The sequence below is a fragment of the Massilia agilis genome, assembly GCF_024756255.1.
Taxonomy (GTDB): domain Bacteria; phylum Pseudomonadota; class Gammaproteobacteria; order Burkholderiales; family Burkholderiaceae_D; genus Telluria; species Telluria agilis.
Map to the genome: position 1 here is coordinate 987,014 of NZ_JANUHB010000002.1, position 16,208 is coordinate 1,003,221.

At 69.0% G+C, this 16,208-nt stretch carries 13 protein-coding genes; all 13 read right to left on the reverse strand.

Translation table 11 applies throughout. From position 1 onward, the window contains the following. Positions 1-3 precede the first annotated feature (3 nt). The 13 genes from NX774_RS11425 to epsF all read right to left on the reverse strand — a co-directional run bounded on the left by NX774_RS11425 (position 4) and on the right by epsF (position 16,206). Positions 4-1,074 carry a glycosyltransferase family 4 protein gene (locus NX774_RS11425; protein ID WP_258822298.1) on the reverse strand — a complete coding sequence of 357 codons (1,071 nt, stop codon included), beginning with the start codon at positions 1,072-1,074 and terminating at the stop codon, positions 4-6. A gap of 132 nt (positions 1,075-1,206) precedes the next feature. Next, positions 1,207-2,499 (reverse strand): phenylacetate--CoA ligase family protein, encoded by a 1,293-nt coding sequence (locus tag NX774_RS11430; protein WP_258822299.1) that lies wholly within the window; start codon positions 2,497-2,499, stop codon positions 1,207-1,209. Between the two features lie 18 nt (positions 2,500-2,517). Then, positions 2,518-3,735: a glycosyltransferase family 4 protein gene (locus NX774_RS11435; RefSeq protein ID WP_258822300.1), complete on the reverse strand. Its 1,218-nt coding sequence runs from the start codon at positions 3,733-3,735 to the stop codon at positions 2,518-2,520. Positions 3,736-3,872: 137 nt separating this feature from the next. Further along, on the reverse strand, positions 3,873-4,769 hold the full coding sequence (locus tag NX774_RS11440; RefSeq protein ID WP_258822301.1) for a beta-1,6-N-acetylglucosaminyltransferase: 897 nt from the start codon (positions 4,767-4,769) through the stop codon (positions 3,873-3,875). 93 nt (positions 4,770-4,862) lie between these two features. Continuing rightward, positions 4,863-7,091, reverse strand: coding sequence for a heparinase II/III domain-containing protein (locus tag NX774_RS11445; RefSeq protein WP_258822302.1), 2,229 nt, complete (start codon positions 7,089-7,091; stop codon positions 4,863-4,865). A 289-nt stretch (positions 7,092-7,380) separates the two neighbouring features. Further along, positions 7,381-8,139 carry a glycosyltransferase family 2 protein gene (locus NX774_RS11450; RefSeq protein WP_258822303.1) on the reverse strand — a complete coding sequence of 253 codons (759 nt, stop codon included), beginning with the start codon at positions 8,137-8,139 and terminating at the stop codon, positions 7,381-7,383. Beyond that, entirely contained in the window at positions 8,129-9,328 is a 1,200-nt protein-coding gene (locus NX774_RS11455) for a glycosyltransferase family 4 protein (protein ID WP_258822744.1), read from the reverse strand. The genes NX774_RS11450 and NX774_RS11455 overlap by 11 nt, the downstream gene beginning before the upstream one ends. Beyond that, positions 9,213-10,850, reverse strand: coding sequence for a flippase (locus NX774_RS11460; RefSeq protein ID WP_258822304.1), 1,638 nt, complete (start codon positions 10,848-10,850; stop codon positions 9,213-9,215). Before NX774_RS11460 ends, NX774_RS11455 begins: the two co-directional genes overlap by 116 nt. After that, positions 10,847-12,307 (reverse strand): O-antigen ligase family protein, encoded by a 1,461-nt coding sequence (locus NX774_RS11465; RefSeq protein WP_258822305.1) that lies wholly within the window; start codon positions 12,305-12,307, stop codon positions 10,847-10,849. The genes NX774_RS11460 and NX774_RS11465 overlap by 4 nt, the downstream gene beginning before the upstream one ends. A gap of 2 nt (positions 12,308-12,309) precedes the next feature. Continuing rightward, positions 12,310-13,002 carry an exosortase-associated protein EpsI, B-type gene (gene epsI, locus NX774_RS11470; RefSeq protein ID WP_258822306.1) on the reverse strand — a complete coding sequence of 231 codons (693 nt, stop codon included), beginning with the start codon at positions 13,000-13,002 and terminating at the stop codon, positions 12,310-12,312. Then, positions 12,999-13,907 carry an exosortase B gene (gene xrtB, locus NX774_RS11475; RefSeq protein ID WP_258822307.1) on the reverse strand — a complete coding sequence of 303 codons (909 nt, stop codon included), beginning with the start codon at positions 13,905-13,907 and terminating at the stop codon, positions 12,999-13,001. Before xrtB ends, epsI begins: the two co-directional genes overlap by 4 nt. Next, positions 13,908-14,780 (reverse strand): chain length determinant protein tyrosine kinase EpsG, encoded by an 873-nt coding sequence (gene epsG, locus NX774_RS11480; protein ID WP_258822308.1) that lies wholly within the window; start codon positions 14,778-14,780, stop codon positions 13,908-13,910. It abuts the gene before it with no gap. 16 nt (positions 14,781-14,796) lie between these two features. Further along, complete coding sequence (gene epsF / locus NX774_RS11485; protein ID WP_258822309.1) at positions 14,797-16,206, reverse strand: chain length determinant protein EpsF; 1,410 nt, start codon at positions 16,204-16,206, stop codon at positions 14,797-14,799. Positions 16,207-16,208 lie beyond the last annotated feature (2 nt).

The window sequence follows — 16,208 nt, forward strand, 5'->3', positions numbered from 1 at the left end:
CGCTCATCCTGCCCCCTCGAGTTGATGATAGATCGCACCCAGGCGCGCGCCGACCGCGTCCAGGCTGTAGTGTTGTTCGACCGTTACGCGTGCGCGCCGTCCCAGTTGCGCGCACAGCGCCGGATCGTCGATAAGGCGCGCCAATGCGGCAGCCAGTGCATCCGTGTTGCCGGCCGGGACCAGCAGGCCACTCTCGCCGTCCGCCACCGCCTCGGGAATCGCGCCGACGCGGCTGGCGACTACGGCGCGGCCGGCGGCCATCGCTTCGAGCAAGGCCATCGGCAGGCCTTCGGCGTAGGACGGCAGGCAGAACACCTGGGCGCGCGCCAGCTCGGCGGCACGGGCATCGGGGCCGATCCAGCCGGGCAGCTCGACCCGGTCGGCAATGCCGAGCTCGGCGGCGCGCCGACGTGCGCCGTCGAGGTCGCCGTTGCCGCCCAGTACCAGCCGCAACGCCGGAAAGCGCGGCGCCAGCAGCGCACAGGCGCGCAGCAGCTCGTTCACGCCCTTGGCTTCTTCCACGCGGCCAAGGAACAGGATACGGCCGGGCTCTGCCGCGCCTTGGGACACACGCGGCAGCGGCACCGAGTTGGGCAGCACCGCCACGCAGGCGCGCGGCGCAAACTCGCGCAGGAAGGCGGCCCAGCCGTCGGACAGGGCGATGACGACCGAACTGCGTTCGAGCGTGTGGCGGATCCAGCGCCGCATCAGCGGGCCGGATTGTTCGGTGGCAAATTCGCGAAAGCCGCCGCCATGCAGGTGGAAGATGGTCTTGCAGCCGGCCGCGCGGGCGATGGCCAGCAGCAGCGACTTGCGCAGGAAGCTGGCGTTGGAGGCCGAATGCACGTGCACGATGGCCGGGCGCTGGCACAGGCAGATGCGGCCGGCCTGCCAGAAGCCGGACAGCGCGCGGCGCGCCTTGGCCATGCCGGAACCGTCGGCGTGGGTGGCCACGTAGCGCACCCGCTCGCGTTCGAACAGGCCACCCTCGCGCAGCACACCCACCACGGCGGCGACACCGCCCTGCCCCTCGAGCGAGGTGCCGAGCATGAGGACGCGCGCCCGGTCCTTCACGCCACGCCCTCCGTCACCGCCATCTTGTGCATGTACTGCATGTCAAGACTCTTATAAATTCAGCAATGTTTCGATGTTACATTACTGTTAAAACAAGGCGCGCACGCTTCACATCCGCGCGGAAAAAAGTGGCTAGGGTGCGGCCTCCTCGACCTCGACGAATTCAAACTTCCCATTGGGGCCGCGCGGGATCGCGTCCACCTGCTCGACGGCGACCTGGACGCCGGGCACGCGCAGCAAGAACTTGTGGATGAGCGCCGCCTCGTCCGCGCGCGAGAAGCCGGCGGCGGGCACGACGCGCAGCACGAAGCGGCCCGCGCCCAGGTAGCGCACCTGCCCCTCCACCACGCGCCGGTCATGGCCCTGGAACACGCGGTCCAGGCGCGCGATCATGCGGCCGTCCGGCAGGGTGACGACCTTTTCCTGGCGGCCGATGATCGCCTTGATGGTCGGGAACAGGCGGCCGCAGGGACAGGGCTCGCCCGAACCGGGCACGACCGTGTCGCCGGTGCGGTAATGCTGCAGCGGCATGGCCGCGTTGTTGAGGGTGGTGCCGACCAGCTCGGCCGTGCCGTCGCCGCGCTCGAGCAGCTCCACGCCGCTGTAGTCGGTCAGCACGTGGTAGCGGCCGTGCTCGCAGGTGCCGATCGCAGCCACCCGCTCGGCCTGGCCGTACCAGTCGTAGACGCGGGTGCCGAAGGCCAGCTCGACCGCGGCGCGCACTGCCGGTTCCAGCGTTTCCGACGACGTCATGATGCCCTTGAGCGAACGCCCGCGGTAGCGGCGCCCGGCCGCGTTGAGCCAGGCTGCCAGCGCCCCGATCGACGACGGGTAGGCCTGCACCAGCACCGGGTCGAAGCGTTCGAGCGCGTCGATGTAGCGGCCGATGGTGTCGCTGGACAGGTGGTACGAGGACATCATCAGCGCGTTGCCGATCCAGTCGTGGCACCAGTAGCGGCCGTCGCGCGGGAAGTCGGGGCAGACGATGTCGCCGCGGATCCATGCGCGCCGCTGGCCGTGGCGAAAGCCGACCCAGCGCAATTGCCGATAGACGAAAGCTTCCTCGCGGATGATGTTGCCGAGCGATTGCACAAGGGTGAGCGGCGAGCCCGAGGTGCCGCTGGTGCGGATGGTGGCGCGCAGCAGCGAGCCCGGCCCGCGCGGGCGCACGAAGCGATCGGGCTGCTGGCGCAGCTCCCCCTTGGCCAGCAGCGGCGTGCCCGGCGCCACCGGCGCCAAGCGGGTGCCGTCGGCATCGACCCGCACCCCGAGCCGGCGCGCGCGCGCTGCGATGTAGCGCGCCAGCGCTTGGCGGTCGTGCTCGTTGGCCGCCAGGCGCGGGTACACGAACAGCCGGCCCCACAGGTTGCGCGCCAGTTCCCGGCCCAGCGAGCGCAGCGACAACCGGAGGGAATACGACCACATGGCGCCGCCTTGGGGCAATCAGGCGTTGCGGGACAGGATGCGCTGGTAGGCCTCGGCCACGCGCTGGCCAAGGATGCCGTAGGTGCGGTTCGCGCGCACCCAGGCCGGCCCGCGTGCGGCAAAGGTGGCGGCCAGTTCCTTGTCGCGCAGCAGGCGCAAGGTGGCTTCGGCGAAGTCGTGCGCCTGCATCGGCACGCACAGCCCGGCGCCGCTGTCGTCGATGACGAGCTGCTGGTCGGGGATGTCGTTGGCCACGCTGGGGATGCCCAGCGCCAGGTATTCGACCAGCTTGGTGGGCGAAGACACGTCGTACAGCGTGCCGCGCGGGATCGGCGACAGCCCGACCTCGGCGCGCACCGCGTAGCCGAGCGCGGCGCCCTGCGGCAGCCAGCCGGTGAGCAGCACGTGCTGCGACAAGCCGCGGCGCCCGATCTCGCCGCGCATCCATGCCATTTCGTCGTTGGACGGTGCGTCGCCGGCAATGACCAGCAGCACCTCGGGCATGCGCTCGCGCAGCTGCGCGGCCACGTCGAACAGGAACTCGGAGCGGCGCGCCCTGGCCACGCGCCCGAGGTAGATCACGACCCGGCGGCCATTCAGGCGCGCGTCGTCCACCGGGCGGATGCGCGCGCGGTCGAACAGCGCGGCGTCCACGCCCATCGGCACGGCCGTCATGCGGGCGCGGTCGAAGCCCTTGGCGGCCAGCCAGCTTGCCATCGACTCGCTCTGCACGAAGATGTGGCGCGCGCCCGGCAGCACCAGCCGGTAGATGACCAGGCGCGACAGCGCGGCGCGCAGCGCATGGGCCAGCCACAGCAGGCGGTTGCCGCGCGCCAGGTCGTCGCGGCGCGCCTCGAAGCCTTCGACGATCGGGAACGACATCCAGTACACGAAGGGCACGCCGAGCAGCGCGGCGGCCGCACGCCCGAGCAGGCCGCTGGCGATCTTGTCGCGCACCTGGATGCAGTCGGGCCGGGCACGGCGCCAGGCGCGCACCAGGCCGAACAAATCCCACAGCGGCGCCAGCACGCTGGCAAAGCGGCTGGCCAGGCTGCCCACGACATGCATGCCGCCGGCGTGCCACGGCTGCGGCGCGTTGGAGCCGGACTGGCCCACGAGTTCGGTGGCGATGCCGTAGCGCGGCATTTCGGCGCCGAACAGCGTGAGCACGTCGGCGCGGATCGGCGGCAGCGGGTCGCGTACGATGAAAGCGATGGAAAGCGGCTTGCTGTGCATGTCACCCCTGGCTGGTTGCCCTGCCCCGATTCTAGCGTACCGGACCGGGCGCACGTTTCAATAACTGCAACTGGAACTGCGCTTGTCCATGCTACGCGTGCAGGGGTTGTTCGCGTCTGATGCGCGACAAGATCGGCTCAGGCGGGGCGCTTGCGGCTGTCGAGCAGCGCGCGCAGGCGCGGCAGCAGGCCGGCGCTGGCCCGGCTGTCGAGCTTGCGGCAGAAGTGGGCGCGCGCGGCGGCGATGCGCTCGAAGTCGCCTTCGTCGAGGATCTTGGGATTGCGCGCGCCCTGCTCCGGCCACTGGATGTGGCGAAAGTTTTCGCCCAGCACGCGCTCGCGCAGCGGCGAGTTCATCACCAGGGTCTGGAAGAACATTTCGTCCGGGCAAAGGACCGTGCGGAAGAAGCGCAGCAGCGCGCGGTCCTGCCCGGCCCGCTCGACCAGCATGGCAACACATGTGCGCGACAGCGCCCACCAGGACGAGCCGCCCCACGGCTGCAGGCCATGCGGCAGGCGGCGCTGGCTGCCCAGCAGGCGCAGCACGCGGTTGGCCAGGCCGCAGGCCAGGCGCTCGGGCAGGCTGCCTCCTTCGCGGTAGAAATACTGGTAGCGGAAGGCGACCGCCCAGCCATCCTGATGCACCGGCATGGCGTCCAGCAGCTCGCGTCCGGCCAGCTGCGCCAGCTCCTGCTTCAGGCGCGCGTTGGGCAGCAAGGGAAAATCCTGCGCGCTCAGGAACACCACCTTGTCGAAGTCCGGCACTTCGGCCAGCACCTGGCGCAGCGAATTGAGGGTCGCCTCGACCTGGCTGAAGCCGCCCCAGCGCACGTCAACGCGCTGCCGGACGAGGCGCGCGGCCGGATGCACCCGGGCCGGGTCGATCGCGCACTTGCGGTCGAGGTGGACGTAGATGAGGAAGTCGTCGTCGCGCAGCTGCTCGACCAGGGCGTTGAGCTGGTCGAGGTCCTTGTGGGCGTGGATCAGGAAGACTTCTTTCATCGGTGGCGCGGCATCGGGCGTTTGCTTGAGCAAAAAAAATCCTCCGCGGCAGCCGCCGGCGGAGGACTTTGCCGCTGTGCACCGAGTCTAGCACGGTGCCCGGCGGGGCTGGCGCGCGCCAGCGCGTCAGTACAGGGTGACGCTCTGGCTGCCCACGGTCACGGTCTTGACGCCATTGGTGACGCTGATGCCCACGCCAGGACGGCGGCAGCCGACGTCCAGCAGCACCAGGAACTCGGCGGTGGTGTTGGCCGCGCCCTTCAAGTAGAACGCGCCGTGGTCCTCGGTCACGCCGGACTTGGGCGCGGGACCGGTCCACTTGCCGAAGGTGGCGCTGTTGTTCAGCGAGCGCACGCACACCGACTGGTTGCCTGCCGCGATCTTCACCGACAGCGGGTTTTCCACCGTCATCACCACCGGCGCGTGCAGGTTGAACTCGTAGGTGTGGGCAGCGGTCGCGGACAGCTTGTCGCGCACCAGGATCGCGTCGTTGGCGCCGCGCAGGTGCCAGACCTGTCGCTTGGCCATCGTCAGCGCGCCGGCATAGGCCGGAGTGGCGTCGCCCTCGGCGTAGTCATAGGCCGCGTTGACCGCAAAGCCGGTGACCTTGCCGTTGTGCTGCAGCTCCTCGCGGTAGCCGGCCACGTTCTGGCCCTGGCCGCCGTCGAAGGTGATGGCGTTGGTCGAGCGCGTGGTGCGGTACCAGTCGGTCCACAGCGGCGAGCCGTACCAGTCGTACCAGCCGGCCTTGACCAGCAGCGGCTGGCCGGCCACCGACAGCAGCAGGCCGTTCTGGTCGCCGTGGCTGTGGTTGAACGAGCCGTACGGGCTGGACTTGAAGTACAGCGAGACCCGCGAGGGACTGGTGATGTCGCTGTGCATGGAGGCCCAGCCGATGCTCGGGAAATAGGCCGAGTTGCCCGGCGCGATCTTGGTCGGGTTGGTCACCAGCGGGTACGGCAGCTGCAGGTAGGACAGCGCGTCCTCGAAGCCCGGAAGCTGGCTCATGTACCAGGAGGCGCGCGGGTTGACCAGGCGCGAGGCGAACGCGCGCCAGACGCGGTAGTCCGGCTCGGTGTCGTCGCCGTCGCCAAACGCGTGCACCTTGGAACCAGGCGGCACGAACTGCATCGCGTAGTCGAGGAAGCCGATCGCCCACGGCTTGGCGTACAGGTTCACGCCGGACACCTGCGACAGCGGGTCCCACAGCGAGATCGAGTAGCCGGCCGTGTATTCGGCATAGGCGGTGCCCTGGGCGTAGCCGCCTTCCGGGCCGCTCCACGGCTCGGGAATGTTGGCGTAGGCGCGGAACGAGAAGTCGAACCACTTCGGCGCGTCGGCGATGTCGCCCAGCGACAGGGTCGAGATCAGGGTCAGGAACACCATCGCGGTGTTGCCGTGCGAGTCGAACGGGTACTGGTCGAGACGGCCGCTGCCGCCGGACAGGTCGTCATAGATCTGGCCGGTGCGCACCTTGACGATGTTCAGCCACTTGGCCTTGCGGGTGGCGTCCAGGTCGCCGGCCAGCAGGTCCACCGACTTGATCAGCGACAGCGCGATCTGGCGCGTGGCCTGGTCCTGGTTGGTGTAGCTGGTCGGGCCGTTCGGGTCCAGGTTGGCAAGCTGGTCGCCGCGCTTGAGCGCTTCGTTCAGGAAGATGGGGTCGCGCTTGACGCGCCACATCAGGCTGGCGGCCTCGAGCTGGCGGCTGGCTTCGTTGATGCGCTGGCGGATGTCGGTCAGCTGGGCGGCCATGGCAGCCGTCAGCGGGGTGCCGATCACCACCGGCCAGCGGGCGTCCGACAGGTCGGGCAGCGCGCCGATCTGCAGCTTGACTTCGTTGGTCAGGCGGCTGGCGAACGGGTCGAGGTCGGTGTGCTTCTGGGCGCTCCAGTCCGAGTACGGGCTGAACGAGGACGGCAGCATGCGCGGGTGCGCCTTGGCCGTGATGCGGGCACGCAGGGTGGCGTTGTCAGGCACTTCCCACACCACCGAGCGGCTGGTGATCGAGAACGCGCGCGGGGTGCTCCAGTCGGTGGTGTTGACCGGGCGCACGCGCCAGGTGTAGTTGCCCAGCGCCAGGGCCTTGGTCGGCAGGTACCAGTTGCGGGTAACGACGGCGCGGGTGGCGCTGCCGCCAACCGGGGTGATTTCGATTTCGTACTGCGCGGGACCGGTGGGGTGACGCGCCCACGCGAAGCCGGGCGGGTTCTGCGGCTGCACCTGGTTGTTGGACGGGGCCGGCTGGACAACCAGCGGATCGGTGGACTGGGCCCAGTCGGCGTGCGCGTTCATCGACAGCAGCAGCGACGCCAACGCCACACCAAGGGTCAGGCCTTTCCGGGGAAATTTCATGTGGATACTCCGAGAATCGTTTTGACTGGGCTGGCGGACAGCGTGCCGGCGGGCGGCACGAGTTTGCATTTGACCGCTGCGCGCCGAGGGCAGTGCAGCGGCCGTCACCAACGAAAATGATGGTACAGCAAACCCAGTTGATTGGCGGAAAATTCCCCTTAGAAATCAAAGATTTTTCACAGATATCGCACAAATCCCACGCAAAGAAAACAACATTGTTCGGGCAATATTTTCAGTTCGACAAAGCCTGTTTTTAAACCTGAAAGACAAGCTGATAATGAACGGATATTTAACACTTGGCGTCGCGTTGCAGCTCGCGCATGCGTTTCATGTAGCGCAGGCAGTAGATGCCGAAAGCCAGCGGCGCGTGGCGCAGGTAGCGGCGGCGCACCCGGAACTCTTCCTGGCGCGCCTTGATCTTGTTGGCGGACGACACGCTGCCGGCATGGTCGCGGAACACCGTGAGCGCGCGGTCGATCGCCGCCGGGCGCGCCACCCTGCCCAGCCGCAACCACAGGTCCACGTCCATCGCGTACTTGAGGTTCTCGTCGAACATGCCGACCCGGCGGAAGGCCTCGCGGCGCACGAACACGGCCGGGTGCGCCACCCAGGCGCGGCCGGCGGCGAACGAGCGGTAGCTGTACGGCGGCATCGGGTACGGCGGCACCAGCTCGCCGTCGCGCAGCACCTGCACCTTGCCGAACACCCAATCGACCTGCTCGCGCTCGAAGCGCTCGGCCACGGTGGCCAGCACGTCATCGCTGGCGTAGTAGTCGTCCGAGTGCAGGTGCGCGACCACCTCGCCGCGCGCGGCCTCGATGCCCTGGTTCATGGCGCGGCTGATGCCGCCGCCGACGTCGCGCAGCACGCGCTTGTTGCCGGGATAGGCGGCGATCATGTCGAGCGTGGCGTCGGTCGAGCCGCCGTCCACGAAGATATGTTCGACATCCTGGCAGGTCTGGCGCTGCACCGAAGCGAGGGTGTCGGCCAGCGTGGCGGCGCTGTTCCAGGTGCAGGTGACGATGGTGAATTTGGGCTTAGCCGGCATAGCACTCCAGTATTTTCGGGATGGTTTGGTACACGTCCATCGGGAATTGGTCGGGAAGCGGCGCCGTATGCGGCGCGCGCGCAAGCTGCCCGACCAGGTGCGCGACCAGTTCGGGCATGGTGGCGGCCAGCTGCAACTGGCCCGGGTAGCAGGCGCAGGCCGCCAGTTCGGGCGTGCCGCCACGCGCCAGCGCCAGGCACGGCTTGCCCAGCGCGAGCGCCTCGATGACGGTGGTGCCGCAGGGCTCCTCCCACACCGACGGCACCACGCACAGGTGGGCGCGGGCGGCGCGGCGAACCACCTCGTCGTACGGCCGCCAGCCAAGAAAGCGGATGGCCGGCCCGGCGTGGCGCTGTTCCAGGCCGGCCTTGAGCGGCCCGTCGCCGACGATGGCGACGCGACTGCCGGCCGGCAGGTGGCCGTCGAGCCAGGCCAGGAATTCGCCAAAGCCCTTGCCGGCGTCGATGCGCCCGGCCAGCAGCACTTCGCCGCGTCGCACCTGCCCTGCCGGCACGGCGCGCGCCTTCAAATAGGGATAGCTGACGAAGTTGTGGATCACGCAGGCGCGCGACAGGTCGGCGCCGGGCACCGCGCGCAGGAAGGCGCGGCGCAGGAAATGGGACACGAAAATGGTCTTGTGGCGCGCAAAGGCCTCGGCCGTCTCCATGCGGTAACGCCGCACAGCGCGGCCGGACAAGGCACGCCGCAGCGGGCCGGGGCCGGGATGGATGCAGCCGGCGCACTCGCGCGCATCGAGCGCCGCGCACGGCTGGCCGTCCTTGAAGCGCAACGCGATCAGGCATTCGCTGCCCTGGTCGTGGCGGGTCTGCACGAAGTTCAAGGTGCCGGGCAGGTAGCGCCCGGTCATGGGCAGGTGGCCGTGGTAATGCACCACGTCGTAGCCCCCTGCCACGCGCTCGATGGCGCGCGCGATGCGGTGCGCGAACCACGGCCGCTTGAGCGGGTTGAAAAACCCGAGCTGCGCTTCTTTCCAGCCGGGACGGCGGAACGCAAAGCCGGGCAGCACGCGGCCGCGAAAGCCGATTTGCGCGGCGCTGCCCGGGCCGTGGCGGTCACTCCGGCCCATGATGTCCACCGTGTGTCCCAGTTCGAGCAGTGCATTGGCCAGGGTCACGACGTGCTGGCCCAGTCCGCCGATCCGCTCCCCCGGCAAGTCCTCGCTGACCATCAGGATGTTCACGCTGGCCTCTCGACAGCAAGCTTCTCAGCTTGGACAGGGCCAGCGCCTTGTCGTTCCGGTCGAGGACAAACAGCGCGCCGCCGGCGGCCAGCAGCACGCCGGTGAGCAGCACGAGCAACACCAGGTCAAGCACGCCCGGCCGCGCCAGCGGGCGCAGCAGCAAGGCGGCCAGCGCCACCAGGCCCACGCCGAACAGGCTGGGCAGGTAGGCGTGCCTGAGCAGGTCGGACAGGCGGCTGGGCACGGTGCGCCCGTGCACCACCACCAGGAGGCCGGCACTGAGCACGGCGGAGGTGACCAGGTGGCCCCAGGCCGCGCCGTCGATGCCAAAGCGCGTCACGCCCAGCCAGACCAGCAGCGTGCCCAGCACCGCACGCGCCAGCGCAAACATGCCGGAGATGCGCGGGTGGCCCATGCCGTCGTTGACCAGGGTGGGCAGGTTGGTGAGCGAATCGATGAACTGCGACAGCGCGATCAGTTGCAGCACCAGCGCGCCATTGCGGGCAAAGTCGGCGTTCATCCAGTACAACAGGATCGGCTGGGCGAACACCGCCACCAGCACCAGCACCGAGGCGTTGATGAACACGATGTAGCGGTTGGCCTTGAGGTAGATGCGGTTCAGGCGCTCGTGCTCGCCGCGCGCGGCCAGGCTGCTGGCGGCCGGGAAGAACACGCCGGCCAGCCGGTAAGTCAGGCTCAGGATGCGGTTGGCCAGCGTGGCGGCCACCGTGTACCAGGCCAGCGGCGCCACGCCGGCGAGCGCGCCGACGATCATCTTGTCGGCGTGGGCATAGGTGAGCGTGGCAAAGCGCGAGAAGAAGGAGTAGGCGGAAAAGCCGAGCAGCTCGCGCTTCAGGCGCGCGGTGGGCATGCGCCACGTCAGGTCCGGCACCAGGTTGCCGATCGCCTGCCACAGCATCAGGCAATTGAGCGCGCTGGCGGCCACGCGCACCAGGATCACTTCCACCAGGCCATAGCCGAACATCAGCACCACCACGGTGGAGAGCGGCACCAGGATCCCGAACAGCACCTCGAAGCGGCTCGAGATGTCAAAGCGCATCAGCGCCTGCGGCACGCTGCCCAGGTAGTTGTCGAGCTGGGTGATGAAAAAACCGAGCGCGGCCACCTTGAGCGTGGTCACGGCTTCCTCGTGCAGCGCGGGCGGCACCGCGTACAGCCGGGTGACGAAGGCTTCGGCGCCGAAATACAGCGCCAGCGCGCCGGCCAGGCCCAGCGCCGCGTACACCAGCACGCCGAAGGTGATGGTCTCGCTGATGCGCTCGCGCTCGGCGCTGGCGTTGTACTGCGCGATGTACTTGACCGAGCCGGCCGTCACGTTGATGTCGAGCACCGCGAAATAGCCGACGATGGCGGTGACCAGCGAGTACAGGCCGTAGCCGGCATCGCCCAGTCCCTTGACCACCAGCGGCACCGTGAGCAGCGCCACCGCCGCGGGAATCACGGCGCCGGCCAGGTTGGACAGCGCGTTCTTCGCCAGGTCCAGCTTCATGCGGGCACCAGCCTGAGGCGCCGCCCGCTCGGTGCCGGCACGGGCGCGGCCGGCTGGAACACGCCCGCCGCCAGGTAAGGCAGCGCCAGGCAGATCGCAATCATCTGGGTGCCGCGCACCTGCGGGATCGGGGTGCCGATCAGCATTTCGGGAATCAGGAAGGCGATCCCGGCGACGCCGGCAGTGGCCAGCGGCAGGTGCTCGGGCGGCAGGCTCTTCAATGCGCGGCGCGCGAACACGATGAAGGCCGTGACCAGCCCGGCCAGCAGCACCAGCCCGGGCAGCCCGGTCTTGAGGGCGATGTGCAGCACCCCGCTGTGGACAAACGTACCGCCGTCGGCATTGTTCTGCCAGCCGATGCGCTCGTACCCAGTGTAGCGCCCCCAGGCGCCGATGCCGGTGAACGGCTTGGACACGAAGTCGGCCAGCGCCAGCTTGAGCTCGAGCACGCGCTCGCTCTCGGCGCCGGTGCGGCCCGATTGCATGTCGTACAGCAGGCGCGAGACCACGCCGTGCGCGCCCTTGGTCTGGCCGAGCCGCTTGGAAGCGGCGTACAGCAAGCCGGCGCCGAGCAGCGGGCCGACGAACACGGCCACCTTGAGCCGCCGCTCGCGCGGAAAACGCATCATCACCACCGCCGCCGCCAGCGCAAAACCGAGCCAGCCGGAGCGGCGCATCGCCAGCATTACGCACAGCGCGGTGGCGCACACGGTGGCCCACTGGACGGCAAACCAGAACTGCGACTGGCGCAGGCGCCCGGCCTGGCCCAGGCGCACCGCCGCCACCGCGAACGCCAGCGTGCAGACCAGGCTGTCGTTGATGTCGAAGAAGGTGAGCTTGATCGGCACCTCGTTCATGTTGGCGTACACGTTGTTGGGGTCGCCACCGAACGCGGCCCAGCGCACCAGCCCGAACAGCGCGCGCGCCAGCCCGACCAGCACGATGAAGTCGCCCAGCTCGCGCGTCTGCTCCGGGGTGCGGAACGACAGCAGCAGCAGCGCCACGAGCGGTCCCATCCACACGACGTTGGAAAAGCCGGCCACCGACAGCGCGTCCACCACCTTCACGCCCGAGAACACGGCGGCGGTGGCGTGCGCCACCAGCAGCAAGAACCAGCCCCAGAACCAGGGCTTGAGGTTGCACGGCGGCTCGCGCCAGCCCTGGTAGCCTGCCGACACGCGCGCGCAGCACCAGGCGCCCAGCACGTAGTAGAACACCAGCGGGAACACCAGCACACCGGAACCGCGCACGTACACGCTGGACATGACCGGGCTGGTGATGATGCTGCCGTAGCTGGTGGAATTCATGGTAAAGAACACCAGCAGGTAGGGGTAGGCCAGGAAGCGCGGCTGCACCACGCCTACTCCGATGCCCACCACCATCAGGAGCGCGATCAGCACGACGATGATGAACGGCAGCGAGGTGTAGATCGCGATCAGGAGCGTGTCCAGGTTCATGTTCAGCCCTGTTTGCCGCTCGCGCCCAGCAGGCGCGCCCGGTCGCGCGCGGCCATGGCGTCGAGCATGTCGTTGACGAAGCGGTCCTGCACCTTGTAAGCCTCGGTGTCGCCGGGCTGGATGGTGGACACGCGCACCAGCATGCCGTCCGGGATCTTGCCGGACAGGCCGTAGGCGAGCCGCTGCAGCTTTTGCTCGATGCCCGACAGGACCGCCTTGTCGCCGATCGTGACCCAGTAGGTGATCGGCTCGTTGCGCTGGTCCTGGCGCGCCACCAGGCGCTTGACCGGCAGCGGGCCGAAGCGGGTGGGCAGCGTGCCGCTTTGCTCCTTGACCATCTGGAAGCCCTGGGCCACATAGCACACCTCGGGCAGGTGCAGCTGCAGCGCCTTGCTCTGGTCGCCGCCGTAGGCTATCGACAGCATCACGCGCTGGCCCTCGGCGTTCACGTAGGTGCGCGCCAGGGTCTGGTCGTAGATTTTCTCGAGCACGGTCTGCTGCTCGGGGTTCGGTTTGAGCGGCACCATGCTGTCGTCCACGCTCCAGCCGCCAAAGCGCTTGGGCACCATCGCCTCCAGGCTGAATTGCTCGGCGGCGCTGGCCACGTGGACGGTCGGCGTGAGCGCCCCGGTCAGGGCCGAGGTCAGCGCCATGGCGGCGCCGAGCACGCAGCTGGCAACGAAGCGGCGGTTCATGCCGGCACCTTGTCGCGCGCGAGCGCAGCGTCGCGCCGCCGCAGGTACCACTGCAGGCTTGAGTCGACCGACAGGATCAGCGTGAGCGCGGTCAGGAACAGCACCATGCCGGCAAAGCCGTGCAGGAAGCCCTGCCCTGCGGCATCGCCGAAATAGTAGGTGATCAGCGTGAGCGCGATGACGCGGATCACGTTGGCCGAAAACGAGATCGGGATGATGAACAGCGCCAGGCCGATGTTGCGGAAGGCCGAGGGGTGGCGCATGAAGTTCAGGTAGAACAGCCCGAGCGCCTCCAGCGTGAGCAGGGTTTGCAGGCCGGCGCAGGCGTCGGCCACCAGCAGCTGGTACTGGCCGATCTGCAGGATCACCCCGGTGCGGCTGATCGGGTAGCCGGCCGCGAACAGCAGGTGCTCGGTGGCCCACGACACCGCCATCTTCATCGGCAGCGTGACGGCGGCCACGAATTCGCTGGGCAGCGGCACCATGAAGATCATGAAGAAGAACGGGAACCACAGCACGGCCAGCGCGCGCGCGCCGCGCTTGATCAGCAGCACCGCGGCCATCACGGCGATGATCGAGCCGATCTCGAGCATCAAAATGTGCTGCGAGCGCCCCAGGAGGTGCGCCAGCAAGCCGATGGCCAGCACCGGCCAGCCGGCCCAGCTCGCGCGCGGCGGGGTGGTGGCAGCGAGCACCTCTGGCCACTTGCGCCAGATGAGCCACAGCGCCAGGCCAAAGATGATCGGGCCGTGGCCCTGCTCCTCGCCGATCCAGGCGCCGGTGAACAGGTCGTAGAAAGTGGGCACGAACAGGATCGCCAGCCCGGCGAACACCGGCCACCACTCGGGCAGCACGGCGCGCGCGGCGCTCGCCTGCGGCATGCGGGGGCGCACCTGAACGTTCATTCAGAACTCCACCACCACCGAGCCGAGCACCTCGGCGCCGGCGTCCACCAGCTGCTCGACCGCGCGGGTGATCGCGGCGACCCGGGTGCGGTGCTTGCGCGCCACCAGCAGCACGCCGCCGGCGCGCCCGGCCACCGCCAGCGCGTCGGCGCCGCGCGCGAACGGCGGCAGGTCGTACAGCACCACGTCGTAGCGGCTTTCGAGCTGGGTGTTGAGGTTGCGGAAGGCTTCGCGCGCGAGCAGCTCCTGCGGGTTGGGCGGCAGCGTGCCGGACGGCATGACCGACAGGTCGACGAAGGCCGGGATGCGCGCGATCACGTCCAGGTCGGCGCGCCCGGCCAGCAGGTCGGACAGGCCCTGGCGCGGCTTCAGGCCGAAGGCTTCCTGCTGCTGCGGGCCGCGCAGGTTGGCGTCCACCAGCAGGGTCTGCTCGCCCAGCTGCGAGAACACCACCGCCAGGTTGGACGCGAACAGGCTGGCGCCGTCGTCCTCGTCCATGCCGACGATGGCCAGCGCGCGCCGCCCGCGCGCGAACCAGCGCAGCATCAGCTGGCTGCGCACCGCGCGCAGCGACTCGACCTGGGGCGCGAACGGCTCGTAGGCCGCCACCAGCCGCGGCGACAGGTTGGCCTGCCCTTTCTGCAAATACGGATAGGCGAACTGGCGCGCCAGCGCCTGCTGGATGTCGTCCTCGGAAACCAGCCCGAGGCGCACGGCCGCCTCGCCGAAGCGCAGGCCGAGCTCCTTCTGGGTGCGCAGCACGCGCTCGGCATTCTCGGGAGTCAGCTTGCCAGAATCGAGCAGCAACGCGCCCATGCGCGATTCAGCGGCGGAATGGTCGGCCGACAGCGCCGACAGCACGGGTGAGTTCATGGTCGTATCCCTTTGGTTAGTTCAGGCGCAGCAGGCGGCGCGGCGCCATCAGGGCGGCCAGCCGCCCTCCCTGGCCGCGCCCGGGCTTCCATTCGATGGTGCCGAGCACGGGAATGCCCAGCATGTCTTTCAGGTCGGAGCTGGAGCGGATCGGCCGGTTGAGCAGCTCGAGCAGCATCGCCAGCCCCACGCCGAGGATGGTGCCCAGCATGATCGACACCAGCGTGTTGAGCAGCACGCGCGGGCCGGACGGGTCCACCGGCGCCACCGCCGGGTTCAGGATCGCCACGTCGGACTGCTCGGACTGGGCCTCGATGCGGGTCTGCGAGAAGCGCTGGCTGGCGGCGTCGAACGCGCGCTGGGCCGAGTCCAGGTCCTTGAGCAGCACGCCGAGCTCGTCACGTGCGCGGTTCAGTTCCAGCACGCGGGTTTTCTGGGCGGCCACCGCGTTCTTCAGGTCGGCTTCGCGCTGGCGCAGCACGGCCGCGTTGTTGCCCACGCTTTTGGTGACGTTGCCCATCGCGGTGTTGAGCTCGGCGCGCAGCTTGTCCACCTCGGCGCGCGCGGCCTGGTATTGCGGGTGGTTACGCCCGTAGCGGGCCGAGGTGTCGGCCAGCTTGCCCTCGGCACTGGCCAGGCCCACGCGCAGGTTCTGCACCAGCGCGTTGTTGGCGACATCGGGCGAGTTGGCGCCGGCGCCGGCCACGTGCTCGCGCGAGTTGGCCTCCATCGCGGCGGCCTGCGCCGCCACCAGCTGCGCCGACAGGTCGTTCAGGCGTTGCAGCTCCACGTCCACCCGGTTCATGTCCAGGCTGACGATGCCCTTTTCCTGCTGGTACTTGGACAGGCGCGCCTGGGCCGCCTCGAGGTTGTCGCGCAGCTGCTTGGTCTGCTCGTTGAAGTAGGACGAGGTCTTCTTCATCGGCTCGGTCTTGAGCTGCACCGTCAGCTTCTGGTATTCCTCGGCAAAAGCGTTGGCCACGGCCGCCGCGAACGCCGGGTCGCTGCCCTTGAAGCTGACCTCCACCACCGACGACTCGCGGGCGGGCACGATGTCGAGCTTGCGCAGCAGCAGGTCGGCCAGCCAGTCGCGCACGTCGCCCTTGCCGTTGGTGGCGTCGTTGAACTGCTGCACCACGGCCGGGCTTTGGGCCAGGTGCAGCGCATCGACCACGTGCCGCGCCACGTTCTTGCTGCCGATGATGTCGATCTGGGTGGCCATGTAGCCGGGCATCAGCTGGCTCGGCACGGCCATCCCGGTCAGCGGGTCGATCCCCTTGTAGTTGAGCAGGACCGAGGCCGTGGCCTTGTAGGTCTTCGGCTGGATCAGGCTCCAGCCAAGGGCCAGCGCGACCGTGGCAAGCAGGGTCCACAGGATGATCTTTTTCCTGGCGTACAGGATCAGCAAGAATTGACGGACGTTCATGG